Origin of the sequence: Flavobacterium piscis (genome assembly GCF_031457575.1) — a bacterium.
Taxonomy (GTDB): Bacteria; Bacteroidota; Bacteroidia; order Flavobacteriales; family Flavobacteriaceae; genus Flavobacterium; species Flavobacterium piscis_A.
In genome coordinates this window covers 109,277-133,963 of the sequence record NZ_JAVDWQ010000006.1, presented here as the reverse complement: position 1 = coordinate 133,963, position 24,687 = coordinate 109,277, and the positions used below count along the sequence as shown (strand labels likewise).

The following is a 24,687-nucleotide window of genomic DNA, read 5'->3' as shown; positions in this document are numbered from 1 at the left end:
TTAATTGGTTAAAAATTGTAAATACTGTTTGGTAAAATTATATTCGAACACCGTTTGCAGCTGTTCTAGTTCTTTCTGGATCATTTGGGTTTCCGATTGCAATAAATCGGTAGTTTTTTCCAAGCCTTGTGCGAAACGGTTTTGACGGATTCGGTAGGCTTCCTGTGATTGTTCGAAAGCTAATTGCGAAAGTTTTACTTTGTTTTCAGCATCCTGTAATTGGCGATTGGTCTTATTTACTTCTAATTGACTTTGTTTTTTGTATTGTTCGCTTTCCAGAGCTGCTTTTTGAAAATCAGCTTTTGCTTTGGCCATTTTACCGATGGATTTATAGCCGTTAAATACATTCCAGGATAATTGTGCTCCGACTACATATCCGTTGGCTTTGGTGCCAAATAATGTTTGATCATACAATTCATAGCTCCCAAAGGCATTCAGTCTTGGTAAGAAATTCATTTTGCTTGACAAATACATTTTTTGGTATGCCGATGTGGATTGTACCATCGCCTGAATGTCTTTTCTGTTTTGGGGAACCTCCGTTGCTATAGCGGTTACTGTAATTGAATTTTCCAGCTCTTCCGAAGGTTTGTATGTTTTGTTTTTGACGTCCTCATTTAAGAGGAAACCCAAATAATCTGAGGCATTTTGAATGTTGCTTTTAGCATATTGCAATTGATTGGAAACCTCATTAACCCGAATTTGCACGTTCAAAACATCTGTTTTTTGCACCAACCCTTGTTTGAAATAATTGGCTACCAATTTTAGGTTCGCTTTGGCCGTTGTTGTTGCTGTGGTTAAGACAGAAACTGCTTTATATGCCAACTGCAATTGCATGTAGGCTTTACTCACTTCTAATTGGATGTATTCTTTGGTACGTTCTGTTTGCAGTTGATAAGCTTGCATTTTAGCTTTAGCAGCTTTTCTTTCGTAGAGTCCGTCCGCATTCAGCAGCGGTTGTTGCACACTAATGACTGTCGCAAAGTTTTGGGTTTTTGCCGGGTCATTCAATAGTGCCGGATTGAAATCGGATGCTGTTAAAATTTCCTGATTTAGTTTGGAACCAAAAGCCATTAAAGGATTAGTGGTCGAAATGGCAGTGTGACTTGCTGTAATGTTGGGCAAAAAAAGTGCGTTGGATTCTTGGTACTCAGCTTTGGCAGCTTGATAGCTCTTTTGCCCCAATTGGATTTGCAAATTGGCTTCAGAAACTTTTTCGAGCAGGTCCTTTTTAGTTATAGTAATAGTATCTTGACTGTAACCCAAAAGAGAGTAGCTGAAAATTCCGATAGTGATAAGAAATTGATGTTTCATAATTATTTTTCTGAATGATGAAGCAAAGTTAGGCTTGCCATTTTCTTTGGTCAGTAACTATTGTCACACAGCAAAAAAAAGAATGCCTGATGATACAGACACTCTTTAAAATCTTATAAAATCTATACTACAAATTATTTATCAGGCCTTAAATAACTGTATGGTCGCCAACAATTTCGCTTAATGCCAAACCCCAATGTGGAATTTTACCCCCAAGAGTATAATACATTTTCTTGAAGCCCATTTTGAGCGCATAAGGTGTCACTCCCATTTCTAAATGACTTTCTTTTCCGCCCCACCATTCATTGGTACGCATATAAAATCCTTTTATGCCCCCCATATCTCCCATACAAAGTAATTCGAATTCCATAGGGGCAATATCGCCTTTAATGATACCTAATTCTTTTCCTAAAGTCTTGGCTAAAACTTCTGCCTCCATGTGCCCTAATGAACCAATTTTTGGAACCGTAATGGATGCTGCGTCGCCTACTGCAAAAATATTTTGATAATCGGGATTGCGCATATATAAATCGGTGATTACAAAACCCATATCATCAGTAAAAGGCAGCTCTTTTAAGAAATCATGCGCTTGCCAGTCCGGGAACAATATGGCTACTTCGGCTTCTTGCGTTGAACCGTCATTGAATTCGATGCCGCCTTTATGCACTTTTTTGATGCCTTTGGTATTTGCCTGATAATTGTAGCCCATTTTACCCATCATTGGCAGGAGTTGATTGAGTATTGTTTCACCGGCATCTTCTGCAATTACTTTGGCCGGAGTAGATAAGAATATGGTTGCTGCATTTCCTTTGTTTTGTTTTTCTAACCAATGTGCTAATGAAAAAGCCATCTCGACAGGCGGGCCTTCGCAAGCTGTTAAGGCAATCGGTAAATTTGGTGGTAATTTATCGCTTTTGCCCTGATGAAAAATATCAGAAGTAATAGCAATAGGGCCGCCTTTATACTCTTTGTGCAAATAATTGCGTAAACGATTCCCAAGAAACACATCGGTTACGCTATGGCCATTTTCATTAAACCCTTCAATTTTATCGTATGCCAGGCGATTACCAAGTGCTACAACCAAATAATCGTATTGCAGTTTGCGAACCGGATGGCCTAAACGTTCGTTTGGCTGATAAAAAACTGTATTAGTTTCCGGGTCAATAGTGGTTACTTCTGCCTGAATGAATTCGCTGCCATCATGCTCTAAAAAAGACATGAATTTGAATTGAAGGTCAATTGCAGGATTAACATTTGCCAAAATCTGCATGGGGATATTGGGTACAAAGGTGAGCAGTGATTTTCGGTCTATTATCGTAATATCTGCTTTGTCTTTAACGACAGCATGGATGTATCTTGCTGTGGTTAGTCCGGCAAAATTGCAACCCAGGATAACTATATGTGGTTTTGACATGATTGTTGTTTTTAATTATTTTGTTTTCACCTTTTCGACAGGCAATGGTTTGGTACAGAAAAACCAGTCATAGCAGGTCATTTCCTCTTTGTCTTCCATTCTTTCTTTGGCAACACCACAAGAACCAGCTGTTGGTACAATTACATCATCGCCTGGATTCCAATCGGCTGGAGTTGCAATATTGTAGGTATCTGCAGTCTGCATTGCAATCAGGGCTCTTTTTAATTCGTCAAAATTTCTGCCCATTGAAAGCGGATAGTAAATAATCGCGCGTATCATTCCTTTTGGGTCGATGAAGAAGACGGCTCTTACAGCCTTAGTAGCACTTTCACCAGGTTGAATCATACCGTATTTTTTTGCCACTTCCATAGTTATATCCTCGATTAATGGAAATTTTACCTCAATATTTTTCATTCCCTTAAATTCAATCTTCTCCTTGATGGTTCTTAACCAGGCAATGTGGCTGTATAATCCATCGATGGAAAGCCCTACTAATTGACAGTTAAGCGCCGTGAATTCAGGTTCCCTTTTGGCAAATGTCATAAATTCAGAGGTGCATACAGGTGTAAAATCGGCAGGATGGCTAAAGAAAATAATCCATTTATCTTTGTAATCAGCAGGAAAATTAATGTCTCCTTGTGTAGTTATTGCCTTAAATTCGGGTGCCTTATCCCCAATTCTGGGCATTGAGACTACTTGTTGTTCGATTGATTCCATACTTAGTGTTTTTTAAGTTGTGTGTTATTATTATTTAGGAAATAAGCCCTGATTGTAAAGGTATTACAACGATTCACCAATAGAAGTGATATTTATCACATTCAAAAGTAATCTGTAAAAAAAAAAGAAGTGCCTTATTACTAAGACACTTCTTTAATGAACTTATGAACATAAAACTATTTAACGCAACAGCCTGATTTCTTTAGAGCATTTTTATTTTCTTTAGCCGAGCAGGTTATTTTTGTTCTCGCTTTTTTATTTGGTGTTATTTTTTTGCACTTGAGTATCACCATTTGATAGAAATAAGACTGCTGCTAAAACTTATCATTGAAACTTTTTTTGATTTATTTAAGCCGTCCAGTGTTAAAATTGAAATTTAAAATGTACTCCCTTTCTGATCCTTTTGGCATTTGCATTTTACACCCTAGTTGACTTTTGACTACTTTTAAAGTAGGAATGGTCAATAGTGCAGTATTAAATAGGTGCTAATTATGAAGTGCTTTTATTTTCATGGGCCTACACTATTATTTTTTAGGTTTCTTTTTTTGAATTTCAAATTTGTAGAATAACCATCCGAAACCCACTACCAGGTGTAATAGTATAATGCCAAAGATTAGCTTTTCCATATCTGAATATTTATAATTAAGGCTCGATTCTAACTTCGGGTTGTAAAATCACTTTAGAAGTGATTGAGTTTGAAATAAGACAAGCTTTTTCACTCATTTCCATCACGCGGATTCCTTTGTCCCTGAATGTTTCGTCTTTAATAGTAAGGATAGGTGAAAGCGTTATTTCGGTGATGCAAAATTTACCTTCCATTCTGTCTAATGTTCCAATAGCATTGCATTCAAAATTTGTGAATTCCAGTTTAGAATTTTCGGCAACGGCTAAGAATGTTGTCATAAAACAACTGTTAACCGAGGCCACGAATAAGTGTTCGGGCGACCATAATCCGGGAATGCCTTTTGGGAATTCGGGAGGTGTTACTACTTCAATTTTGGTATTTAAAACATCGGACTGTAGTGTTCCTTTTCTATCTTCTATCCAGTTTAATTTTACCTGGTATTTGTGTTTATCTGACATGATTTAATGATTAAAAAAATTAATAACTTGTTTCGTCTATGGTTACCTTTCCTCTGAAAGTAGTATAGACAAATAGGGTATACCCCAAAACTAACGGTGTTCCAATAGCTGCTATAATAAGCATAATACCCAATGATTTTTGAGAAGAGGCTGCATTGTAAATAGTAATACTATAATCGGGACTGATGGTTGAAATTAATAAGGTTGGATAGAGCTCTATGGCTACTATAGCAAATAATAAAGCGATGGTTATTGCAGAAAACAGAAATGCCAAACCAAACTTTCTTTTGGTTGCCAAACGGGGTACGTTAAATATACTTAAGAAGGCAAAAACCGGTACTGAAAAAAGTAGTGGATTGCTTTTGAACATATCTGAAAGATGTGGAATGTAGATAAGAGAATAAAGCGTTGTAATGCTGTAACTCACAATGAAAAATATCATCGCATTTTTAAGCAAAATAGTGAGCTTAGTATATAAACGCCCCTCCGTTTTCATAAGCAAGTAAATGGCTCCATGGGTCATAAAAAGGGATAGTGTGGTAAAACCAACCATCAAGGCATAAGGGTTTAAGAAATCTAGTAATTGCCCGCCTTTGTATTCAAAGTTTTTATCTAGTGGTAATCCCGCTAGAACATTACCCAAAACAACCCCAAGCAAAAATGCCAACATGATACTGGAAACGCTATAAGCGATGTCCCACATTTTGCGCCACCATAACATTTTTTCTTTGCTTCTGAATTCGATTGATATGGCTCTGAAAATGATGAACATCAGAAACAATATGAACGGAGTATACATAGCCGAAAACAATGTGGCATACATAATTGGAAAACCAGCAAACAAGGCAGCACCACCAATTACTAACCAAACTTCATTGCCATCCCAAACTGGGCCTACTGCGTTTAGTGCTATCCTGCGGCTTTCTTCTTTTTTGAAAAATAAGTGCCAGGCACCTGCGCCGAAATCAAAACCATCTAAAATGGCATAGCCTGAAAATAAACCACCTACAATTATAAACCACCAGGTTGGATAATCAATACCTAAAAATGTTTCCATACTATTTACCAATTATAGATTGTGTGAGTTCTTTTTGAAATGGTCTTTCGGTGGTATTGTGTTCGTCATAAGGACCGTTTTTTATTTTCTTATTTAGCAGATAAATGAATAATAAGAATAAAATCAGATAAACGAAGAAAAACAGTATAAGCGAAAATAACACCTGATGGGCAGAAACTGCCAAAGAAAAAGCTTTACTGGTTCGGAGTAATCCGTAAACTACCCAAGGTTGTCTTCCCATTTCGGCAGAAAACCAGCCTACCTGATTGGCAATTTGAGGTAATAATACAGAAAATGAGAAAATCCACAATATCCATTTGGTTTCGAATAATTTTCCTCTCCACCATAAAAAACAGCCATATAACGATAGCAGAATAAGCAAAATCCCAATCGAAATCATGATGTGATAAAATTGAAAAACAGCGTTTATTTGCCCAGGCCTGTCCTCAACAGGAAATGCATTTAAACCTGTAACCGGTGTGTCAAATTTTTGACTGACCAAAAAAGACAAACCGCCTGGTATTTTTAGTCCAGTGACTTTTTGTTTTTCTTTGTCTACATAACCGAAGAGATATAAATCGGCCGGAGCAGATTTTTCAAAATGTCCTTCAAAAGCGGCTAATTTAGCCGGTTGATTTTTGGCAACACCTTCAGCAGAACTATGTCCTGAAAACAATTGACTTACCGAAACTATTATTGCTACTATTAAGGCTATTTTGAATGCTTTTTTAGATATTTCAACATATCGTTGTCTTCGAATATAATAGGCATGAACACTTAATACCATAAAGGCTCCAGCGAGTATGGCTCCTTGCCATGTGTGAATTAATCGATCCATACTTGACGGATTAAAAACCATAGCCCAAAAGTCGGTTATTTCAGCGCGAGCATTCAATCCGGTGCCTACGATATGATACCCAGCGGGTGTTTGTTGCCAACTGTTAGCCACCACAATCCAAACGGCAGAAAACATAGAACCTAAAAATACCCCGATAGTTGCCATAAGGTGTACTTTTGGACTGACCCTATTCCAACCAAATAAAAGGATTCCGAGGAAGCCACTTTCTAAGGCAAAAGCGAAGATACCTTCCGCAGCTAAAGCGCTTCCAAAAATATCGCCAACATATTTGGAATAGGTTGCCCAATTGGTTCCAAATTCAAATTCCATTACAATCCCGGTTGCTACGCCGATACCAAAGGTTAGTGCAAAGATCTTTGTCCAAAAACGTGCTAAAATTTCATAGTCTTTATTTCCGGTTTTGAGATACAAGCTTTCCATGATGACCATAATAAAACCTAAGCCTATACTTAAAGGTGGATAGATATAATGAAATCCAACAGTGAAAGCGAATTGAATACGAGCTAATATTTCAACATCCATACTAAAATTATTTTTTCAAATGTATGAGTAAATTTAAGGTCTATAGGTAACTTAAGTCACAGAAGGGACTATTACTTTTGCTTTTTTGAGAAAAAAAATAAGGTTTATTCTTCTTATTTTTTTGTGCCTAAAAAACGAACGACATTGGCTTTACCTTGATGAAAAACACCTTCATCTAAATTAATGTCGGCTGTTTCTATAGTTATAAAATCGATATTTTTGAAGTCATTTTTTATTTCATCTTCTGAAAATAGCATATCTTCTTGTTTTGGGCCGCCCGAGTTGAGGTGAATTTGTGCTTTGCCAAAGGCTTCGAAAATGATAGCACCATTAGGTTTTAGATAGGACAGTAATTTTTGATAGTATTGGTTTCTAGCATTAAGCGGAAAATGAACGAAGACAAAAACTATAGTATCAAAATAATCTTGAGGATAGGTTATTTCATCTACTGAAGCGACTTCATAGTCGATTGTTACTTTATTCTCAAAAGCCAGTTGCCCGGTTTTTTGTTTACCCTCTTCACTCATGTCAAAGGCAAAGACTTCAAATCCTTGTAGTGCTGCATATACCGCATTTCTGCCTTCGCCTTCTGCCGGAAATAAGATTTTCCCTTTTGGAATTTGGCTTAGCTGGTCTTTATAAAATTCATTGGGTTTTATGCCATAAGCATATTCCTTATTTGCATATCGTTCGTTCCAAAAGGCTTTCATTTTTTGGTGATTTTATAAACACATTAAATAGTAATCCACTCATCATAGTTTCTTTATTGTTTATAAGTTGCATGGCATTGAACACAATAATTCATAGTATTAGATAGTGCATTTAACGAATTTTGTTTGTTTTTGGCTTTAAATATCTCACTCATTTTGTCGGCACTTTTATGAAATTCCAACCCTAAATTTTCAAAATCTTCATTTCCAAAGGAAGCACACATTAATTTCATTTGAGTTGTTGTTCCTAATTTTTCATAAGCAATTACTGATGCTTCATCATATTTGTCAACAGCAAGAAGTGAAACAATTTTTTGTACTGCTTCTACATGACTTCGCATATTCATTAATTGATGCTGTTTTTGCATTGGATTTAATTTCAAAGAAACCCTGGCATCATTAACTTCCATTGATTTCATGGTATATTTCTCTGTATTTTTTTTAATTTTTTTTTCTTCCGCTTTATTATTGCAGGAAATAAAAATCAATCCTAAAATTAGAATTGCTAAGTTCTTTTTCATAATCTATAGTAGTTTGTTTTTTTAAATAAACTCTGCCATAAAAAACACTTTTATATTGATGTTCCTTTATAGTTTTGTTTTCGTATTTCTTTAGTTACTAAATTTAAAAACAACCTCAATAATCTCTTCTTTAGATAATACTCCGGATTGTCTCCATAGTTGTACACCATTTTGAAATAGCATCATCGTTGGCACTCCTTTAATCCGATATTTAGCTGCTACTTCTTCATTTTTATCGACATCAACTTTAATAATTGTAATTCTGTCGCCCAAACTGTCTTTTACATGTTTGAGGATGGGCCCTAACATTTGACAAGGGCCACACCAGGCAGCATAGAAATCGAGTAAAACCGGTTTGTCGGAATTTATAATATCCTGAAATGAATCATTCATCTTTATCTTTTTTAGTATAGGAAACCTGACAACCGTTTGCACCGCAACCTAAGTTAAAAATAGCTTGGGCTAAGAAGAATACTCCAAAAGCTATAAAAAACCATTCGTGTGTAGTGTATGCCTGAAAGAACAGAAAAAGCGCGAGTCCCAATCTGAGCCAACGCATGGTATGCCAGTTTGTAAATAGGATTTGTTTCATCTTAACTCATTTTTCCAATAGCACAATTTACATAAGACTTTGCTATTTTTAGCATTGAATTATCGCCTTTTTCGGGATAGCCTAACTCATTGAGTTTGCTTACTACTATGACTTTTTCTATATCACCAGTTATAGTAATAGTTTCTGTCTCTTTGTCGATAACCACTTTCTCTATGTTGTCTAACTTTAATAAGGCGGTTTGAATGCTATTCATGCAACCTCCACATTTAATATTTTCAACGATAATTTGTTGTTCCATTATTTTATTTCTTTTTATTAGACCATGTATTGATGCCAAATGGAATATATAACGGACAAAAGCTAATGAAGCTGGTCAATACAAAAATCACAGCTAAAGCTCCCAAAACAATTGCGGCTGTTCCGCTAATGGTATTGGTAAAATATAAAATTACCATTACGACAGCTAACACAATTCGGATTAGCTGGTCTGTTCTTCCCATGTTTTTTTTCATGATTTCTTTTTTTATTTTGTTAAAAGTGCCCCGACATTCTTCCAGGTACCGCCGTTGGTCACATTTGTAATTCCATTTCGTTCTAAAATGGCTTTTGCCTGACTACTTCGGGCACCGCTTCTGCAAAATACAACAATGTTCTTTTTGGATTTGAATTTAGCCAGGTGATTTTGGATTTGATCTACCGGAATGTTTACCGAGCCTTTTACCTTTTCGGAGGAAAACTCTAAAGGTGAACGTACATCTACCAGAAATGCCCCATCATTTACTATTTGGGATAATTTGCTGTCTTCTTTATTTGAAAACATTTTTTTGAGTATTTCGAACATTTTTTTAGTTTTTAAAAATTGGTTGATTAGTTTAAAGTTTTACTTTGACAAATAAAATCGGTGGTGGGAAGTTTGGTTTCTGCTATAGCATTAAACCCTCCGGCAATTTCAGTGAAATTTCTATACCCCCTGGATTCTAAAATAGAAGCGGCAATCATACTGCGATAGCCACCCGCACAATGCAAGTAGAAATGTTCTTCAGGATTGATGTCTTTTACCCATTCATTGATGTATGCTAAAGGTTTGCTATACGCATCTTCCAAATGCTCTGCCTCATATTCCTTTTCTTTTCGGCAATCAATTACTTTGCTTTCCCCAATTTTTACTTCATTGGCAAATTGCTCTGCCGAAATCCTGTTTACCGTATCTATTTCCTTTCCTGCTTTTTGCCATGCTGAAAAGCCCCCTTTTAAGTGTCCGATTAAATTATCAAATCCAACACGGCTTAGACGGGTAACCGTTTCTTTTTCAAAACCCGCTTCGCAAACGATTAGTATAGGTTGTTTTACATCGGCAATCAATGCCCCTACCCATGGAGCAAAATCGCCATCAATACCAATATTGATTGACTGTGGAATAAACCCTTTTGAAAAAACATCATTATTACGGGTATCGAGAATTAAAGCTTTGGTTTCTTCGGCTACTATTTCAAATTCTTCTGCGTGAATGGCTCTCATTCCGTTATTGTATACTGAAGAAAAACTTTCATATCCTTTTTTATTCATGGCTACGTTCATTCCGAAATAAGCAGGTGGAGGCAGTAAACCATCGGTAACTTCTTTGATGAATTCAGCTTCAGTCATGTTAGCTCTTAGCGCATAATTTAATCGCTTTTGTTCTCCAATAGTTGAGACGGTTTCTTTACTCATGTTTTTACCACAGGCACTGCCAGCTCCGTGTGCAGGATATACTGTAACATCATCGTCTAAAATCATTATTTTATCTCGCAAGGAATGGAATAAAGTGGCTGCCAATTGTTCTTTTGTCATGTTCGCTGCTTTTTGGGCTAAATCTGGTCTGCCCACATCACCAATAAATAGTGTGTCCCCTGAAAATAGCGCTGTGTCTTTTCCGTTTTCATCAATCAGTAAAAAACAGGTGCTTTCCATAGTATGTCCTGGTGTATGTAAAACTTTTATTTTTACATTGCCTAGTTTAAATTCCTGCCCGTCTTTTGCTGATACACAATCAAATTCGCATACCGCATTTGGACCATAGATGATAGGTGCTCCGGTTTCGTTTTTTAAATCGATGTGTCCTGAAACAAAATCAGCATGAAAATGTGTTTCAAAAATGTATTTTAAAGTCACACCATCACGTTCTAACCGATCAAGATAGGGTTGTGTTTCTCTAAGCGGGTCGATTATGGCAGCTTCGCCATTAGCAGTGATGTAATAAGCTCCTTGTGCTAAACAACCAGTGTATATTTGTTCTATTTTCATCTTATTTAGATTTTAGTTTCTATCTTATTTGCTGCTTGCATTTATTGTCTCTAATTTTTCGACATCTCTTTTTATAGTTTCATTTTGGCTTGCATGCAGGTGGTCATCATCATGGAAAAACCATGATAACCATAAGACTCTTGATATTCTCATGAGCCAGGGTTGTAATGCTATTAAGGTAACTACATCGATAACAAGCCACCAAAATATCCTTTTGTCTTTGATGCCGATATCCGTGATTACAAACCATAAGATGAATATAATTATGGAATACCCTACTGTAAGTGCATAACTTACATAACCGGTACCGTGATAAAAACCGGGTTCTAATTCTGTTCGTTGTCCACAAACACTGCAGTTTGGTTTCATTTTATTATTATTTAATTTATACCATTTTTCAGTGAATAATTCTCCTTCATGGCATCGTGGGCATTTTTGCGATAGTATGTTTTTTATGTATGTGAACATTGTTCTTAATTTTTTTGTAAAATTAAAACCTATACTTCTTATAGTTTGTGATATTAGTTACATATCTGTAAAAAAAATCTACCTGAAATTGAAAGGAATTTTAAGTTCTCGTAGCGGGCTATTTTTAATAAAGTCAGGAGTTGGCTGTGGAGGTACTGCTTGGCAAATATTATAATTCAATGTTAGGTTAGGAATTTTGTCGCCTTTTTCGTCTTCGGTAATTTTATACAGGACATTTTTACTGCTTACTATTCTTACTTAGTGATATAAATTACACAGCATGAGATCATTAGAATAAAATTTATTTTACTATGAGATAACATAATTAAAACCAACCAAAGGCAGGCTCTAGTTTGGAGCCATTTATTTTTTTAGATATTTGATTTTGAGGCTCCCTAATTTATAGTGTCTGTAAGCTCCTACCATAGCCGTAGCACCTACAATAAACAGGGAATAACTAGTTGCATTTTCAGGATTTATTTTAAAAATAGCACAGTAAGAATGCTACCGCCACCGCCTATTAAACCTAAAGAAATTCCAATAATGACTGATGCTTTGGATAAATTTAAGGCAAACTTATCGCAAAATATAGCGGTTCACTGTTACTTTTATCACAGAGGATTACTTCAGCAGTTCTATTTGATTACGGTGTAGTTTTAACAAGCCTCCTTGCTCCATTTTTTTTAATAATCGTGAAATTACTTCTCTTGAAGTATTAAGTTCTATTGCAATTTCCTGATGGGATAGGTTCAGTACTTTGGTATTACTGACTTCCCTGTGTCGTTTTAAATAAAAAACTAATCGTTCATCCATAGCTTTAAAAGCAATATTATCTACTACGTCTAAGACTTCTTCAAATCGGCTGCGATAAGTTTCGATTACAAACTCATACCAACTGCGGTGTTGCATCATCCATTTATCCATTAAGGGTAGCGGTATCATAATTAGTTCCGCATCTTCAACCACTTTAGCCATGATTTGGCTAGTTTCATTTTTAGTAGCACAAATCATCGATATGGCACAAGCCTGCCCGGGTTGCAAGTAGTACATGAAAAACTCTCCACCGTTATCATCTTCTCTATAGATCTTTATTCTACCGCTGATGACTAATACGGTGCTTTTGATATATTGCCCTGTTCGCATTAAAATATCACCAGCCTTAGATTCCTGAATTACAGCATTTTTTTCTATATCATCTATAAGTGAGTTTGAAAAAGAAGAAAATAATTTTTTAATAGGTTCGTGCATTGGGATGATTTTTTGAAAAGTAAAAATACTATAAAACAAATGTAATAGTATATTAAGGAATACTAATTTTTGACATATCTGATTATAAGGATGTTTTTTTACGGGCATTTTAGTGTCGCATTTTTTTCTAAACCAAAAAGCAACATTTACCAAGGTGGAAAACCTCAAAAAGTTATAGTTCTAAAAGCCTACTAAGCATCATTTTGATATTTGGATTTAAAAAAATCAATAGTGCATTCATAGTCTTGGGAGACTCTCTACTGGGATATCTTTTGACTTTATTATAACTGAATTATTGATTTAGGATATTATTCATTTTAAATACATAAATTTGGGCCAATGAAAATATTCGCAATTATTATAGTGTCCTATTTTTCAATTCTGACATCGTTACCGACTGTTAGGGTTATAAAAATGCACCTGTCTGAAAAGTGTAATAATTCATGCGGAGAAAGTAAATCTAAGAAGGACGCTTCAACTGGTTGCCCAAAACAAAAATGTATTCTCACTTTAAATTTTAGTAGTGGGTCTTTTATTGTTTTCAATAGTAATTATACTGTACCCAAAAATTTTATATCATTTGAAAGGCGTATAAACGTCCTATACAACAATAATCTTATTGACAAATATAATAGTGCTATATGGCAGCCACCAGAAAATATGTTTTTAGTATCGTAAAACAACACACATCAAAAGTTTACAATAATTTAAAAACATATAAAATGAAAAAAATAGTTTCAATCGTAGCATTAACATTTTTATTTGCAATGAATGTAAGTGCTCAAGAAAAAAAAGGAAGCAGTAAAGACAAAAAAACATGTACTGCTGCTGAAATGAAAGCATGCACAAAAGATAAAAAATGTGCTAAAGACAAGAAAACGTGTACAGTAGAAGAAATGAAAGCTTGTACTAAAGATAAAAAATCATGTTGTGCTAATAAAAAAAGCTAACTTGCTTTATCTCGATAATTTTTAGTTCTTAAAGTGCCTGAAATTTTCAGGCACTTTTTAGTTATAAGTATGCGATCAAATCAAAATACTATTCGTAACTTTACGAACAGAAAGCATTCAAATAATGAACACCACTAAAGACAATTATTTCAGCACTAGCCAAATAGATACTGCTCGTTTTGCAAAGGCATTAAGCCATCCTGTCAGAGTAGCAATTTTAGAACTGTTAAACTCGCAATCTTGTTGCTATCATGGAGATATGGCAGAAGAATTACCGATTGCTAAGTCAACTTTATCGCAACACTTAAATGAGTTAAAAGATGCGGGATTAATACAGGGAACTATAACGCCACCAACTGTAAAGTATTGTATCAATAGAGAAAATTGGACGTTAGCCAAAAGCCTGATGAACAAATTATTAACCTAAAAAAATTTAATTTCCCTATTCGTATTTTTACGAATAGGAAACCACTTAAATAAAGTAAAAATGAAAACAATTAAAATACTCGGGCCAGGTTGCCCTAAATGTAAAACAACCCTCCACAATGCTGAAGAAGCAGTAAAACAATTGGGCATTGAAGCAACAATCATTAAAATTGAAGACATCGAGGAAATGATGAAATACAATGTGCTGACTACGCCTGTGTTGCTGGTTGACGAAGTGATAAAAGTAAAAGGCAGAATCGCTCAAATTGATGAAATCAAAGAATTTTTAAAATAATAGAGCAATGGAAAATCAAACTTTAGTAAAAGAAATTTGCCCTACTACAACTCAGGAATGGATTAAGGAAGGTGCATTGTTAGTAGATGTTAGAGAAAATGACGAAGTAGCTGAATTGGCTTACGATGTGCCAAATATCATGCACATTCCATTAACGCAATTTGAAGAGCGTTTTCAAGAAATCCCAAAAGATAAAAAAGTAGTTGTGGTTTGCAAAAGTGGTGGTCGTAGTTTGAGAGCGGCAGGTTTTTTAGTAAATCACGGATATGAAAATGTGTTAAACATGCAACACGGAATGATTCGTTGGGCAGAAAAAGGTTTTCCAACCAAAGGGAATGCTGCTTCTGCTAAAGGGAATGATGACGGATGTTGTTCTTCTTCAAGTTGTTGTTAATTAAAATAGAAAATCATGTTTGATTGGTTACAAAACTTAGCCGATTGGTTAATTTTTACCGTATTTCAAATTGCACAAGGAAGCAAACTCGGCGATGCGCTAAATTTCTTTGTCTACGATACAATTAAAATTCTAATCTTATTATTTTTGATTACTACCATAATGGGAATGGTTAATTCCTATTTCCCTGTTGATAGAATCAGGAATTACCTTTCTCGAAACAAGCTTTATGGGCTAGAATATTTATTTGCATCGACCTTTGGAGCTATAACTCCTTTTTGCTCGTGCAGTTCAGTTCCATTATTTATTGGTTTTGTAAAGGGTGGCATTCCATTGGGTGTAACCTTTGCTTTTTTAATTACATCACCATTAGTAAACGAAGTAGCAATAGCCATGTTTATAGGAATGTTTGGTTTAAAAGCGACGCTTATCTATGCCATAAGTGGCATTTTATTAGGGATGATTGGTGGTTTTATTTTGGGAAAACTAAAATTAGAAAAACACCTTTCGCCTTGGGTACAAAACATTTTAGCAAATGCCGAAAAAGAAGGCGATTTGGAAGAAGAAAAACAAACATTCACACAGCGTTTACCTTTAATCTTTCATGAAGCTTGGTTAATTATCAAAGGTGTTTTCATCTACATTATCATCGGTATTGGTATTGGAGCATTAATGCATGGATTTATTCCAACAGGATTTTTTGAAGCTTATATCAGTAAAGACAATCCGTTTGCAGTTCCTATTGCTGTAATTTTAGGTGTGCCAATGTACAGTAATGCAGCAGGAGTGTTACCCATTATTCAGGTATTTGTTCAAAAAGGAATTCCCATCGGAACGGCTATTGCGTTTATGATGGCAGTAGTTGGCCTGTCAATTCCCGAAGCTACAATGCTTAAAAAAGTAATGACTTGGAAACTGATTGCTATATTCTTTGCTGTAGTAACCATTTGTATCATTATTTCGGGCTATTTATTTAATATCATATTATAAAAATGAAAACTAAAACAACGCTTTTTTTAGAACTTTGGATGGAAGCACGAACACGTTTTTCTAACCAATTAGAAAATATAACGATAACTGATTTGCCAAAAAAATTAGTGCCCTCAGTAAATAGTGTTGGGTTTCTCATTCGTCATATAGGCGATGTAGAACTATTGTTTGCTAAAAATGTTTTTGGTGCTCCCGATGTAAAAGTCGTAGCAAAAACGGTCATTGAGAAATTTGATAGTGGCGAATGGACAGATTTAGATAGCTTGATAGAATATGTAACACTTTCATTTGAAAAGCTAAAAGAAATTATAGCAATACAAACTGATGAAGATTGGGAAACCACAATAACAACAAAAGAATTCGGCACAAAAACTAAAGCAGAAGCATTCGGCAGAATTGTTTCACATACTGCTTACCACGCAGGACAATTGGCAATTATAAATAAATATGGAACTAACTAATATAAAAAAATGAACAAAAGAATCTTAACATCAGCAATTGCAACATTTCTATTGTTATTTGTTTCTTGCAACGGAAACTCGCAAACAAAAAAAGCTACAGCTAAAACCACAACAGCAAAAGCAACAATCGAAATCATTCAATTTCATTCGGAACATCGTTGTATGACTTGCAATAAAATAGAAAAACTAGCTCGATTAACATTGAAAGATTTTTCGGCCATTCCATTTTCTTTAGTAAATGTTGATGATGAAAAAAATGAGAAAAAAGCAACTCAATTTGAAGCCATCGGAACAGCATTATTCCTTTACAATCCCAAAACAGGAAAGAAAAAAGATTTAACCGATTTTGCTTTTATGAATGCAGGCGATGAAGCTAAATTTAAAAAAGAACTAAAAAAAGAAATCCAACTGTTTTTAAAGTCTTAATATGGAATGGTTAAATGATTTAGCTCAAAACAGAGAAACCCCAATGTTAGCCGCACTAACATTGGGGTTACTCACTGCTATTGCACCTTGTCCGTTGGCAACCAACATTACTGCAACTGCTTTTATTGCCAAAACTATTGATAGTAAAAAGAAAGTGTTGTTGAGTGGTTTTTTATACACTTTAGGCAGAATGTTTTCCTACACGGCTTTAGCAGCCATTATTTATTTTGGGGCAAGTAAATTTCAAGTTGCCAAATTATTTCAAGGAAATGGCGAAAAATACATTGGTTTTGTTTTAATCATTTTAGGTCTGGTAATGCTAGATGTTATTAAGTTCAACTTCATCAAAGGAGGAAATATAACGGATAAATTATCAGATAAATTCAAGACAAAAGGATTGTTAGGTTCATTTTTATTAGGTGCTTTGTTTGCTTTAGCCTTTTGTCCATATAGCGGAGCACTTTATTTTGGAATGTTGCTTCCTATGACTATAAAATCAGGATTGGCTTTACCTATTGCTTTTTCTTTTGGTACAGGTTTACCCGTAATTCTATTTGCTTTTGTTATAGCATTTAGCATTCAAAAATTAGGAATGTATTTTAACGCAATCACTAAATTTGAAAAAGTAATGCGTGTAGTGGCAGGTGTTGTATTTATTCTAACAGGATTATATTATATCAATATCTTTTTCAAAATAATATAAGAACAATGCTGTAAACAAAAGAATAGACAAACAAATGCCAACTTTAGCATAATAAACAAAATTTGGATAGAGACAATTCTTTGGTGTTTTAAAGCCATTCGGAATGCGTTGTGCTGGACTATATTTTCCTGTAAAAGTGAAGTTTTCGTGACTTTGCTTTTTTTTATAAATATTATATTGTAATATTGCAATATAATAATGTCTCTTATGTGGAAGCTAATCATTATATTATCTTGCCTTTTTTGCTTTGAAGCTAATAGCCAAAGTGACGTTAATGGTATATATCTAACGCACAACGACTTTAAAAATTCAATATTGACCAATATTTTTCCAAATCCACCCACATGTAAACAATTGAATAAAGAAAGCTGGATTAATACAACCTTGGATTCAATAAAGCAAAAAAGTAAAAATATATGGGGTATTCGAATACATAGGACTGATTGGAGATTGTATAAAGGAAAACTCTATAAAATAGATTGTTCTGAAAAGATCATAATCTATACATTGCCCGGATTTGTACCATACGATTCACCTGTCGTTTACGACCGGCGATACTTTAGTTTGGATGAATCTACACCGCTCTTCGAACTGACAAAAAGAAATTTGAAAGAGCTTTATAAAAATAATGCAGAGTTTATTAATAAACTGAATGCTTTAGATAAATCGATATCTATTTCACAGCGTTCTAAAAATTGTAGCTGTTTTTTAGTGACGCAGCTTTTCTAATCAACATCTTTATTTCAATTATAATATAATCCTATGGGAGCAACTAAAACAGACCACTTTACAGATGAGCAAAATGGGTTAGCAATTCTTGCAAAAGCATTAGGGCATCCGGCTCGTATTGCCATTATAGAGTATTTACTTAAAGTAGATACTTGTATCTGCGGAGACATTGTAAACGAATTGCCTTTGGCACAGCCAACGGTTTCCCAGCATCTGAAAGAACTGAAAAATGCAGGCTTGATTAAAGGAAACGTTGAAGGATCCTCAATATGTTATTGCATCAGCGAGCCGGGCATCGAAAAAATTAAGGGCTTCTTTCAACACATTACTGAACACTTTGATAAAAAAAGAAAGGAATGTTGTTAAACAATAAATACAAATCACTATGAAATTATCACAAATTAAAACCATTTTAAAAACAGTTGAAGCAGTTAACTTCACATTACCAGACGGCACTTCAGTGCCAGAACATTTCCATGTAACCGAAGTGGGTTTAATAACCAAAAACTTTATCGATTGTGGTGGAACGGTTCGTAAAGAAACCGTTGTTAACTTCCAGTTATGGGATGCCAATGATTTTGAACATCGCTTAAAACCACAAAAATTACTAAACATTATCGAGTTATCAGAGAAAATCTTAGGTATTGAGGATTTTGAAATTGAAGTAGAATACCAAGACACTACTATCGGCAAATACGATTTGGATTTTGATGGAAACGATTTTGTATTACTAAACAAACAAACCGCCTGCCTGGCGCAAGACCAATGTGGTATTCCTGCTGAAAAACAAAAAGTAAGATTGTCGGATATGAATAATGAACCTTGCTGCACTCCGGATGGTAACTGTTGTTAAAATGTGTCTAATCAATAACTAAAATAAGATGATTACAGAAAAAACACAGGTATTTCCTGCTTTAGCAGAATATCTAAAAAGCATCAACCTAAACAGTATTTCAGGCGAACGCAAAGAAATATTGCAACCATTAGTAGCATACATTCAAAATAAAGTGGATCATCAAAAACAAATCCGGATTAATTTCATTTGCACACACAATTCAAGAAGAAGTCATTTATCTCAAGTATGGGCGCAAACAGCAGCCGCTTTTTTTCAAATTAATAATGTGTTTTGTTATTCAGGTGGTACCGAAGCCACGTCTTTATTTCCAATGGTGGCAAAAACTTTAGCAAATTCCGGATTTAATGTTTTGACAGCCATGAGCGGAGATAATCCTGTGTATGCCATCAAATACGCTCCAAATGAGCACCCAGTAATTGGTTTTTCAAAGAAATATGACGATGAATTTAACCCCGAAAGTGAATTTGCAGCTATTATGACCTGCTCGCAGGCTGATGGTGGTTGTCCGTTTATTGCCGGAGCAGAAAAACGCATACCAATAACTTTTGAAGACCCAAAAGCATTTGATAATACAACGCAGCAATCAGAAAAATACGAAGAACGCAGTTTGCAAATTGCAACCGAAATGTTTTATGTATTCTCCCAAATAAAAAAATAATTATGTCAGCAAACAATTGTGCACCGGTAGTAGAAAGAAAGAAATTAGGTTTCCTGGATCGATTTTTAACCCTTTGGATATTCCTTGCCATGGCTATTGGTGTAGGAGTTGGTTATTTCATTCCTTCAAGCAGTGGTTTTATCAATTCATTTTCAAGTGGAACAACTAATATTCCATTGGCAATTGGATTAATTTTAATGATGTACCCGCCATTGGCTAAAGTGAATTATTCCAAAATGGGAGAAGTGTTTAAAAACACTAAGGTATTGGGCGCCTCTTTATTATTAAATTGGATTATTGGTCCGGTTTTAATGTTTGTGTTGGCATTATTCTTCCTAAATGGTTATCCGGAATACATGATTGGAGTAATTCTAATTGGTTTGGCTCGTTGTATTGCAATGGTAGTAGTGTGGAACGATTTGGCAGAAGGAAACCGTGAATATGGCGCAGGCTTAATTGCTTTAAACAGTATTTTCCAAGTTTTATTATACAGTGTATATGCTTACTTTTTTATTACAATTTTACCGCCATATTTTGGTTATGAGGGTTTTGAAGTAAACATCAGTATTGGTCAAATTGCAGAAAGTGTTGGGATTTATTTAGGTATTCCGTTTGCATTAGGAATTATAAGCCGTTACGCCTTAATTAGTCTTAAAGGGGAAGAATGGTTTCAAAACAAATACGTTCCAATTATCTCACCAATAACATTAATTGCACTATTATTTACAATTGTATTAATGTTTAGTTTAAAAGGAGAATTGATAGTTCAAATTCCTATGGATGTGGTTCGAATTGCTATTCCATTAGTGATTTACTTTTTAATCATGTTTGTTATAAGTTTCTTCGTGGGTAAATATTTCGGTGCCGATTATTCTAAATCAACTGCAATAGCTTTTACTGCAACAGGAAATAATTTCGAGTTAGCCATTGCGGTAGCTATTGGTGTATTCGGTATCAATAGCGGGCAGGCTTTTGCTGGTGTTATTGGACCTTTAGTAGAAGTTCCGGCATTAATTGCTTTAGTCAATTTAGCTTTTTGGTTTAGAAAAAAATACTATACAAAAATAGTTTAGAAATAAAACCAAATAAAATATGCTAACCTAGCTTCTTCGAGAATGTCTTATTGTCTTACTGATAACTTCATTTACGATAAATGATTTTCTTTTCAAGACGTACATTATGGTTTAGTTTATATTAGTTACACTCCAAAATTCAGTACAACAAAATAAAATGAATAAAATCTATGATGTCATTATAGTTGGTGGTGGTCAAAGTGGCCTGGCTTGTGGTTATTATTTACGGCGAAGTAAACTAGATTACCTCATTTTAGACAAACAGCCACAGTGCGGTGGTGCTTGGCACAATGCTTGGGATAGCCTGACACTTTTTTCACCGGCACAGCACAGTTCATTGCCCGGTTGGCTAATGCCAAAATCTGAAAATCTATTTCCGTTAAAACAGGAAGTAATAGATTATTTGTGCCAATACGAGCAACACTATCAATTACCCATAGAACGTAATATTGCAGTAGAAAAAATAACATCAGAAGATAAAACATTCAAAATTAGTACAAACAGAGGAGATTATTTTGCCAAAGCTATTATAGCGGCAACAGGTACTTGGAGCAATCCATTTATACCAAAAGTAAAAGGCATTGAGTCTTTCAAAGGAATTCAAGTCCATTCAGCAAACTATAAAATGCAGAACCATTCAAAAATAAAAAAGTTTTGGTAGTCGGTGAAGGAAATTCGGGAGCACAAATAGTAGCCGAAGTATCAAAAGTGACAGATGTAAAATGGTCTACCAAAAAACCACCTCAGTATTTGCCTGATGAAGTAGACGGTTTTTATCTGTTCAATGTAGCTTCCGCCAAATACAATGCCGAAAAACAAGGAATTCCATTCAATGCAGCTAATTACGATTTAGGAAATATAGTCATGGTTCCTCCTGTAAAAGAAGCACGTTCACGAGGTGTACTGAATTCGAGTGGGAACTTTGAAAGTCTTTACGAAAATGGAGTTGTCTGGTCCGATGGTACAAAAGAAGATTTTGATGCTATAATTTGGTGTACGGGTTTTGGCTACGCAACATCCTTCTTAAAAGAGTTGGTTGCTGCTGATGAAAGAGGTATTGTAAAAACCAAAGAAAGTAAAGCAATTGAAGTTCCTGGATTATGGCTTGTCGGCTACGGCGGATGGACAGGTTACGCATCAGCAACTTTAATCGGAATAAACAGAAATGCAAAACAAGCCATTCAGGAAATAATGGAATTTTTAAACAATAAATAAAAGTCTTATGAAAATAGTATTATTCAGTGACATTCACGCTAATTTACCGGCATTGGAAGCTTTCTTTAAAGATGTTGAAAAAGTAAAACCCAATGCCATCTATTGTTTAGGGGATTTAGTTGGCTATAATATCTGGCCTAATGAAGTAATAAATGAAATACGAAAAAGAGGCATTCCAACCATTGCGGGAAATTATGATTTTGGTATTGGTAGATCCAGCGATGATTGTGGTTGTGCTTACAAGACTGATGATGAAAAAGCCAATGGTGCAGTTTCTATTTCATATACCAATTCAATTGTTAATAATGATGAAAGACAGTATTTGCGTTCACTTCCTGCTCATATTAAATTAGAATTTCAATTAAATAACGACAAACTAAATTTATTGTTGGTTCACGGAAGCCCAAGAAAAATTAATGAGTACCTCTTCGAAGATCGCGATGAAAAAAGCATGTTGCGTATTATGGAAAATGCCGATGCAGATATCATGTGTTTTGGACATACCCATAAGCCATACCATCGCATATTAAATTCTGGAGTTGACGGCCAAAATCATTTTCGTCATGCTATAAACATTGGTTCAATAGGCAAACCAAAGGATGGTGACTCAAGAGGCGGATATGTTATGCTCACAATAAACGAAAACAGTTCTATAAATAACAAAAATAGTATTACTTCTGAATTTATTCGCTTTGAGTACGATGTTGAAAAAGCAGCAAAAGCAGTTGAAGACAGCCCATTGCCAAATGCCTATGCTGAAAGTCTGAGAAAAGGAATTTAAATGAAAATTGCTATAATATCTGACATACATGCCAATCTTCCTGCTTTCGAGGAAACATTAAAAAGCATTGAAGAAAATGAAGTAGATGCAATCTATTGCTTGGGTGATTTAGTAGGATATAATATTTGGCCAAATGCTGTAATTAATGAAATAAGGAAACGTAAAATTCCAACCATAGCTGGCAACCATGATGTCAAAGCGGTTGAAATTCACAAAAACGAAATAGTAGGTGACACTACTACTATTGCTTATAAAATGATTGCAAAAAACAATATTGAGTATCTTTCAGATTTACCAGCTCACATTAAACTAGAATTCACGTTAAACAATCAAATGCTTACAATGCTATTTGTTCACGGAAGTCCATTTAGTAATACAGAATATTTATTTGAAAATAAAGACGAGAAAGAGCTACTTGACATTTTTCAAAAAACAGGAACAGATATTTTAGTTTGCGGACATACGCACATTCCCTATCATAGAATTATTGAAAGTAAAAATCAAACTAACAAATACTATCATGCAATCAATGCCGGTTCTGTAGGCAAACCTAAAGACGGTAATATCAAAAGTTGTTATGCTATAATCACAATCAATAAAAAAAGCAACTGTTCAAATAAAGAAAGTATAAATGTCAAATTTATTCGTGTAAAATATGATATCGAAAAAGTTGTAAAAACATTAGAAAACAGCGAATTACCTTCAAGTTATGCAAAAACCTTACTTCAAGCACTTTAATAAATAGCTTCACCAAATACTCTCTCGCGTTAAATACAACCCTAAAAAATGGTTTAAATGACAGCGTTTTGGATGCTATTGCCACTCCTTCAACGCTCCAAAAAAACTAGGATATCAAAATCCAAGTTACAAAAATGGATAGGGAATTGCATTTTTAGGTATTTAAAAAATTTCTAAATATAGATTATTAGCATACTGAATAATCGAATACCAATACACCGGAATTGCCATATTAAAATATAACTTTTAAACTTTTTAAAGCAAAGAAAATCCTCAAAAAAGTGCCACAATTTTTTAGGTGTTTTTACAAATAATAGAAGTTTTGATGTAAACTAAAAACACACAAACTACTAATTTACAGCATGTTATCTTTTCAAAAATATGCATATTTCTTGTTTGTGGGGATTTGAGTGAAGGCCTGTATTTATTGGGTTTTCGGTATAAAAAAACCTCAATTTTCATTGAGGTTTTTCTTAGTGGGCTGTCAGGGATCACAGTCGAACACCTTGTGCCGATTTTGACTCTGTTTAATGAGTTTTAAAATATATAATATACTAATTAACAATGTTTTATAAGTGATTTTTTTTATGTCACTGTTTATACTTTGCGCTACTCTATAGAGTACTTTTTTATAGAACTCATTTTGATCACTATTAAAATCAGGTTTAATTCGTGTACATTTAATGTGTGAGGGTTCTATCGAACACAAATTGGTTATTCATGATTCAAGTTTTAAACTTAGCGTAAATATATATTATCTGTCTTAACCTTAAAAGTGCAGGTCAGAAATCGTAGAGGTTAATAATTAGCTATTCTTAAAATTTGTTTCTTTAAAACAGGACAACTAAATTCCTCCTGTCAAATGTAGCAATGGCACAGCTCCATACAATATTGATAAAGGCTTTAAAAAAGGATTGATAAAAAGATAAAGATCGACGAATGTAACATTCACAGGGAAGATATCTTTCCCCATGTGAATCTTCGTTAAGAGAGAACATTTTAATAGACCAGTTAAATACCGTAAAGACGTAATTAAACCTAAGGGTATAATTTCCTCTATCAAAAACCAAAAGCCCATCCCAGCTATAGAGGGCTTAATACATTTTCCAATGCCCTTCAATTTTCTCATATATATACAATCCTCCATGAGATCCTCCCTTAAATTTATACGTTTCTACGTTAAATGAATAACCCCGAGGCAGAGCCTCGAGGAATCATTTGATTAAAATTTGTTTCGATCCTTAGA

At 34.6% G+C, this 24,687-nt stretch carries 33 protein-coding genes and 1 pseudogene; 17 read left to right on the top strand and 17 right to left on the bottom strand.

Going from position 1 to position 24,687, the window contains the following annotated elements; translation table 11 throughout:
• The 17 genes and pseudogenes from J2W48_RS10770 to J2W48_RS10690 form a co-directional block, all read right to left on the bottom strand.
• A complete protein-coding gene (locus J2W48_RS10770; RefSeq protein ID WP_310281134.1) occupies positions 1 to 1,311 on the bottom strand; it encodes a TolC family protein in 1,311 nt (436 codons plus the stop codon).
• A gap of 148 nt (positions 1,312 to 1,459) precedes the next feature.
• Positions 1,460 to 2,725 (bottom strand): NAD(P)/FAD-dependent oxidoreductase, encoded by a 1,266-nt coding sequence (locus J2W48_RS10765; RefSeq protein ID WP_310281132.1) that lies wholly within the window; start codon positions 2,723 to 2,725, stop codon positions 1,460 to 1,462.
• Positions 2,726 to 2,740: 15 nt separating this feature from the next.
• Positions 2,741 to 3,442: a peroxiredoxin gene (locus J2W48_RS10760; protein ID WP_310281130.1), complete on the bottom strand. Its 702-nt coding sequence runs from the start codon at positions 3,440 to 3,442 to the stop codon at positions 2,741 to 2,743.
• Between the two features lie 642 nt (positions 3,443 to 4,084).
• Positions 4,085 to 4,525: an OsmC family protein gene (locus J2W48_RS10755; RefSeq protein ID WP_310281128.1), complete on the bottom strand. Its 441-nt coding sequence runs from the start codon at positions 4,523 to 4,525 to the stop codon at positions 4,085 to 4,087.
• Between the two features lie 19 nt (positions 4,526 to 4,544).
• Positions 4,545 to 5,582 (bottom strand): cytochrome d ubiquinol oxidase subunit II, encoded by a 1,038-nt coding sequence (gene cydB, locus J2W48_RS10750; RefSeq protein WP_310281127.1) that lies wholly within the window; start codon positions 5,580 to 5,582, stop codon positions 4,545 to 4,547.
• Between the two features lies 1 nt (position 5,583).
• Complete coding sequence (locus tag J2W48_RS10745) at positions 5,584 to 6,963, bottom strand: cytochrome ubiquinol oxidase subunit I (protein WP_310281124.1); 1,380 nt, start codon at positions 6,961 to 6,963, stop codon at positions 5,584 to 5,586.
• Between the two features lie 113 nt (positions 6,964 to 7,076).
• Positions 7,077 to 7,673 (bottom strand): class I SAM-dependent methyltransferase, encoded by a 597-nt coding sequence (locus J2W48_RS10740; protein WP_310281122.1) that lies wholly within the window; start codon positions 7,671 to 7,673, stop codon positions 7,077 to 7,079.
• A gap of 53 nt (positions 7,674 to 7,726) precedes the next feature.
• Positions 7,727 to 8,194 (bottom strand): hypothetical protein, encoded by a 468-nt coding sequence (locus J2W48_RS10735; protein ID WP_310281120.1) that lies wholly within the window; start codon positions 8,192 to 8,194, stop codon positions 7,727 to 7,729.
• 90 nt (positions 8,195 to 8,284) lie between these two features.
• Positions 8,285 to 8,587 carry a thioredoxin gene (gene trxA / locus J2W48_RS10730; RefSeq protein WP_310281118.1) on the bottom strand — a complete coding sequence of 101 codons (303 nt, stop codon included), beginning with the start codon at positions 8,585 to 8,587 and terminating at the stop codon, positions 8,285 to 8,287.
• Positions 8,580 to 8,786: a hypothetical protein gene (locus J2W48_RS10725; protein ID WP_310281116.1), complete on the bottom strand. Its 207-nt coding sequence runs from the start codon at positions 8,784 to 8,786 to the stop codon at positions 8,580 to 8,582. Before J2W48_RS10725 ends, trxA begins: the two co-directional genes overlap by 8 nt.
• Before the next feature lies 1 nt (position 8,787).
• Complete coding sequence (locus J2W48_RS10720; protein WP_310281114.1) at positions 8,788 to 9,045, bottom strand: heavy-metal-associated domain-containing protein; 258 nt, start codon at positions 9,043 to 9,045, stop codon at positions 8,788 to 8,790.
• A 4-nt stretch (positions 9,046 to 9,049) separates the two neighbouring features.
• Positions 9,050 to 9,259 (bottom strand): YgaP family membrane protein, encoded by a 210-nt coding sequence (locus tag J2W48_RS10715; protein ID WP_310281113.1) that lies wholly within the window; start codon positions 9,257 to 9,259, stop codon positions 9,050 to 9,052.
• Between the two features lie 11 nt (positions 9,260 to 9,270).
• A complete protein-coding gene (locus tag J2W48_RS10710) occupies positions 9,271 to 9,588 on the bottom strand; it encodes a rhodanese-like domain-containing protein (RefSeq protein ID WP_310281111.1) in 318 nt (105 codons plus the stop codon).
• A 26-nt stretch (positions 9,589 to 9,614) separates the two neighbouring features.
• Positions 9,615 to 11,030: an MBL fold metallo-hydrolase gene (locus J2W48_RS10705; RefSeq protein ID WP_310281109.1), complete on the bottom strand. Its 1,416-nt coding sequence runs from the start codon at positions 11,028 to 11,030 to the stop codon at positions 9,615 to 9,617.
• A gap of 24 nt (positions 11,031 to 11,054) precedes the next feature.
• On the bottom strand, positions 11,055 to 11,399 hold the full coding sequence (locus J2W48_RS10700; RefSeq protein ID WP_310281107.1) for a hypothetical protein: 345 nt from the start codon (positions 11,397 to 11,399) through the stop codon (positions 11,055 to 11,057).
• A 477-nt stretch (positions 11,400 to 11,876) separates the two neighbouring features.
• Positions 11,877 to 12,088: pseudogene (locus tag J2W48_RS10695) on the bottom strand (hypothetical protein); the annotation flags it as partial.
• 31 nt (positions 12,089 to 12,119) lie between these two features.
• The gene (locus J2W48_RS10690) at positions 12,120 to 12,746 is read right to left on the bottom strand and encodes a Crp/Fnr family transcriptional regulator (RefSeq protein WP_310281105.1); all 627 of its coding nucleotides are present in this window, start codon (positions 12,744 to 12,746) and stop codon (positions 12,120 to 12,122) included.
• A gap of 722 nt (positions 12,747 to 13,468) precedes the next feature.
• On the opposite strand from J2W48_RS10690, the gene J2W48_RS10685 reads away from it, so the two are divergent.
• From J2W48_RS10685 to J2W48_RS10605, 17 genes are all read left to right on the top strand, one after another.
• Complete coding sequence (locus J2W48_RS10685) at positions 13,469 to 13,696, top strand: hypothetical protein (RefSeq protein WP_310281103.1); 228 nt, start codon at positions 13,469 to 13,471, stop codon at positions 13,694 to 13,696.
• Between the two features lie 124 nt (positions 13,697 to 13,820).
• The gene (locus J2W48_RS10680; protein ID WP_310281101.1) at positions 13,821 to 14,123 is read left to right on the top strand and encodes an ArsR/SmtB family transcription factor; all 303 of its coding nucleotides are present in this window, start codon (positions 13,821 to 13,823) and stop codon (positions 14,121 to 14,123) included.
• A gap of 60 nt (positions 14,124 to 14,183) precedes the next feature.
• A complete protein-coding gene (locus J2W48_RS10675) occupies positions 14,184 to 14,417 on the top strand; it encodes a thioredoxin family protein (RefSeq protein ID WP_310281099.1) in 234 nt (77 codons plus the stop codon).
• A gap of 7 nt (positions 14,418 to 14,424) precedes the next feature.
• On the top strand, positions 14,425 to 14,811 hold the full coding sequence (locus J2W48_RS10670) for a rhodanese-like domain-containing protein (RefSeq protein ID WP_310281097.1): 387 nt from the start codon (positions 14,425 to 14,427) through the stop codon (positions 14,809 to 14,811).
• 15 nt (positions 14,812 to 14,826) lie between these two features.
• Complete coding sequence (locus J2W48_RS10665; RefSeq protein WP_310281096.1) at positions 14,827 to 15,801, top strand: permease; 975 nt, start codon at positions 14,827 to 14,829, stop codon at positions 15,799 to 15,801.
• A gap of 2 nt (positions 15,802 to 15,803) precedes the next feature.
• Positions 15,804 to 16,262: a DinB family protein gene (locus tag J2W48_RS10660; RefSeq protein ID WP_310281094.1), complete on the top strand. Its 459-nt coding sequence runs from the start codon at positions 15,804 to 15,806 to the stop codon at positions 16,260 to 16,262.
• A gap of 9 nt (positions 16,263 to 16,271) precedes the next feature.
• Positions 16,272 to 16,688 carry a nitrophenyl compound nitroreductase subunit ArsF family protein gene (locus J2W48_RS10655; RefSeq protein WP_310281092.1) on the top strand — a complete coding sequence of 139 codons (417 nt, stop codon included), beginning with the start codon at positions 16,272 to 16,274 and terminating at the stop codon, positions 16,686 to 16,688.
• A 1-nt stretch (position 16,689) separates the two neighbouring features.
• On the top strand, positions 16,690 to 17,391 hold the full coding sequence (locus tag J2W48_RS10650; RefSeq protein WP_310281090.1) for an aromatic aminobenezylarsenical efflux permease ArsG family transporter: 702 nt from the start codon (positions 16,690 to 16,692) through the stop codon (positions 17,389 to 17,391).
• A 315-nt stretch (positions 17,392 to 17,706) separates the two neighbouring features.
• Positions 17,707 to 18,120, top strand: a complete 414-nt coding sequence (locus J2W48_RS10645) for a hypothetical protein (protein WP_310281088.1) — start codon at positions 17,707 to 17,709, stop codon at positions 18,118 to 18,120.
• A 33-nt stretch (positions 18,121 to 18,153) separates the two neighbouring features.
• Complete coding sequence (locus tag J2W48_RS10640; protein WP_310281087.1) at positions 18,154 to 18,486, top strand: ArsR/SmtB family transcription factor; 333 nt, start codon at positions 18,154 to 18,156, stop codon at positions 18,484 to 18,486.
• Positions 18,487 to 18,505: 19 nt separating this feature from the next.
• Positions 18,506 to 18,973 carry a DUF6428 family protein gene (locus J2W48_RS10635; protein WP_310281086.1) on the top strand — a complete coding sequence of 156 codons (468 nt, stop codon included), beginning with the start codon at positions 18,506 to 18,508 and terminating at the stop codon, positions 18,971 to 18,973.
• 28 nt (positions 18,974 to 19,001) lie between these two features.
• Complete coding sequence (locus J2W48_RS10630; RefSeq protein WP_310281084.1) at positions 19,002 to 19,634, top strand: arsenate-mycothiol transferase ArsC; 633 nt, start codon at positions 19,002 to 19,004, stop codon at positions 19,632 to 19,634.
• Between the two features lie 2 nt (positions 19,635 to 19,636).
• Entirely contained in the window at positions 19,637 to 20,707 is a 1,071-nt protein-coding gene (arsB, locus tag J2W48_RS10625; protein ID WP_310281083.1) for an ACR3 family arsenite efflux transporter, read from the top strand.
• Positions 20,708 to 20,864: 157 nt separating this feature from the next.
• A complete protein-coding gene (locus J2W48_RS10620) occupies positions 20,865 to 21,368 on the top strand; it encodes an FAD-dependent oxidoreductase (RefSeq protein WP_310281081.1) in 504 nt (167 codons plus the stop codon).
• Entirely contained in the window at positions 21,362 to 21,922 is a 561-nt protein-coding gene (locus J2W48_RS10615) for a hypothetical protein (protein WP_310281079.1), read from the top strand. Before J2W48_RS10620 ends, J2W48_RS10615 begins: the two co-directional genes overlap by 7 nt.
• A 7-nt stretch (positions 21,923 to 21,929) precedes the next feature.
• The gene (locus J2W48_RS10610) at positions 21,930 to 22,703 is read left to right on the top strand and encodes a metallophosphoesterase family protein (RefSeq protein WP_310281077.1); all 774 of its coding nucleotides are present in this window, start codon (positions 21,930 to 21,932) and stop codon (positions 22,701 to 22,703) included.
• Complete coding sequence (locus J2W48_RS10605) at positions 22,704 to 23,441, top strand: metallophosphoesterase family protein (RefSeq protein ID WP_310281075.1); 738 nt, start codon at positions 22,704 to 22,706, stop codon at positions 23,439 to 23,441.
• Positions 23,442 to 24,687 lie beyond the last annotated feature (1,246 nt).

What these genes read in the sequence shown, in the direction of transcription:
- cydB (WP_310281127.1), bottom strand. Translation starts at nt 5,582, where the DNA reads ATGGAAACATTTTTAGGTATTGATTATCCAACCTGGTGGTTTATAATT.
- J2W48_RS10605 (WP_310281075.1), top strand. Translation starts at nt 22,704, where the DNA reads ATGAAAATTGCTATAATATCTGACATACATGCCAATCTTCCTGCTTTC.
- J2W48_RS10735 (WP_310281120.1), bottom strand. Translation starts at nt 8,194, where the DNA reads ATGAAAAAGAACTTAGCAATTCTAATTTTAGGATTGATTTTTATTTCC.
- J2W48_RS10745 (WP_310281124.1), bottom strand. Translation starts at nt 6,963, where the DNA reads ATGGATGTTGAAATATTAGCTCGTATTCAATTCGCTTTCACTGTTGGA.
- J2W48_RS10710 (WP_310281111.1), bottom strand. Translation starts at nt 9,588, where the DNA reads ATGTTCGAAATACTCAAAAAAATGTTTTCAAATAAAGAAGACAGCAAA.
- arsB (WP_310281083.1), top strand. Translation starts at nt 19,637, where the DNA reads ATGTCAGCAAACAATTGTGCACCGGTAGTAGAAAGAAAGAAATTAGGT.
- J2W48_RS10655 (WP_310281092.1), top strand. Translation starts at nt 16,272, where the DNA reads ATGAACAAAAGAATCTTAACATCAGCAATTGCAACATTTCTATTGTTA.
- J2W48_RS10685 (WP_310281103.1), top strand. Translation starts at nt 13,469, where the DNA reads ATGAAAAAAATAGTTTCAATCGTAGCATTAACATTTTTATTTGCAATG.
- J2W48_RS10665 (WP_310281096.1), top strand. Translation starts at nt 14,827, where the DNA reads ATGTTTGATTGGTTACAAAACTTAGCCGATTGGTTAATTTTTACCGTA.
- J2W48_RS10630 (WP_310281084.1), top strand. Translation starts at nt 19,002, where the DNA reads ATGATTACAGAAAAAACACAGGTATTTCCTGCTTTAGCAGAATATCTA.
- J2W48_RS10675 (WP_310281099.1), top strand. Translation starts at nt 14,184, where the DNA reads ATGAAAACAATTAAAATACTCGGGCCAGGTTGCCCTAAATGTAAAACA.
- J2W48_RS10765 (WP_310281132.1), bottom strand. Translation starts at nt 2,725, where the DNA reads ATGTCAAAACCACATATAGTTATCCTGGGTTGCAATTTTGCCGGACTA.
- J2W48_RS10660 (WP_310281094.1), top strand. Translation starts at nt 15,804, where the DNA reads ATGAAAACTAAAACAACGCTTTTTTTAGAACTTTGGATGGAAGCACGA.
- J2W48_RS10725 (WP_310281116.1), bottom strand. Translation starts at nt 8,786, where the DNA reads ATGAAACAAATCCTATTTACAAACTGGCATACCATGCGTTGGCTCAGA.
- J2W48_RS10755 (WP_310281128.1), bottom strand. Translation starts at nt 4,525, where the DNA reads ATGTCAGATAAACACAAATACCAGGTAAAATTAAACTGGATAGAAGAT.
- J2W48_RS10610 (WP_310281077.1), top strand. Translation starts at nt 21,930, where the DNA reads ATGAAAATAGTATTATTCAGTGACATTCACGCTAATTTACCGGCATTG.
- J2W48_RS10640 (WP_310281087.1), top strand. Translation starts at nt 18,154, where the DNA reads ATGGGAGCAACTAAAACAGACCACTTTACAGATGAGCAAAATGGGTTA.
- J2W48_RS10770 (WP_310281134.1), bottom strand. Translation starts at nt 1,311, where the DNA reads ATGAAACATCAATTTCTTATCACTATCGGAATTTTCAGCTACTCTCTT.
- J2W48_RS10680 (WP_310281101.1), top strand. Translation starts at nt 13,821, where the DNA reads ATGAACACCACTAAAGACAATTATTTCAGCACTAGCCAAATAGATACT.
- J2W48_RS10705 (WP_310281109.1), bottom strand. Translation starts at nt 11,030, where the DNA reads ATGAAAATAGAACAAATATACACTGGTTGTTTAGCACAAGGAGCTTAT.
- J2W48_RS10700 (WP_310281107.1), bottom strand. Translation starts at nt 11,399, where the DNA reads ATGAAACCAAACTGCAGTGTTTGTGGACAACGAACAGAATTAGAACCC.
- J2W48_RS10620 (WP_310281081.1), top strand. Translation starts at nt 20,865, where the DNA reads ATGAATAAAATCTATGATGTCATTATAGTTGGTGGTGGTCAAAGTGGC.
- J2W48_RS10740 (WP_310281122.1), bottom strand. Translation starts at nt 7,673, where the DNA reads ATGAAAGCCTTTTGGAACGAACGATATGCAAATAAGGAATATGCTTAT.
- J2W48_RS10720 (WP_310281114.1), bottom strand. Translation starts at nt 9,045, where the DNA reads ATGGAACAACAAATTATCGTTGAAAATATTAAATGTGGAGGTTGCATG.
- J2W48_RS10650 (WP_310281090.1), top strand. Translation starts at nt 16,690, where the DNA reads ATGGAATGGTTAAATGATTTAGCTCAAAACAGAGAAACCCCAATGTTA.
- J2W48_RS10760 (WP_310281130.1), bottom strand. Translation starts at nt 3,442, where the DNA reads ATGGAATCAATCGAACAACAAGTAGTCTCAATGCCCAGAATTGGGGAT.
- J2W48_RS10690 (WP_310281105.1), bottom strand. Translation starts at nt 12,746, where the DNA reads ATGCACGAACCTATTAAAAAATTATTTTCTTCTTTTTCAAACTCACTT.
- J2W48_RS10635 (WP_310281086.1), top strand. Translation starts at nt 18,506, where the DNA reads ATGAAATTATCACAAATTAAAACCATTTTAAAAACAGTTGAAGCAGTT.
- J2W48_RS10670 (WP_310281097.1), top strand. Translation starts at nt 14,425, where the DNA reads ATGGAAAATCAAACTTTAGTAAAAGAAATTTGCCCTACTACAACTCAG.
- trxA (WP_310281118.1), bottom strand. Translation starts at nt 8,587, where the DNA reads ATGAATGATTCATTTCAGGATATTATAAATTCCGACAAACCGGTTTTA.
- J2W48_RS10715 (WP_310281113.1), bottom strand. Translation starts at nt 9,259, where the DNA reads ATGAAAAAAAACATGGGAAGAACAGACCAGCTAATCCGAATTGTGTTA.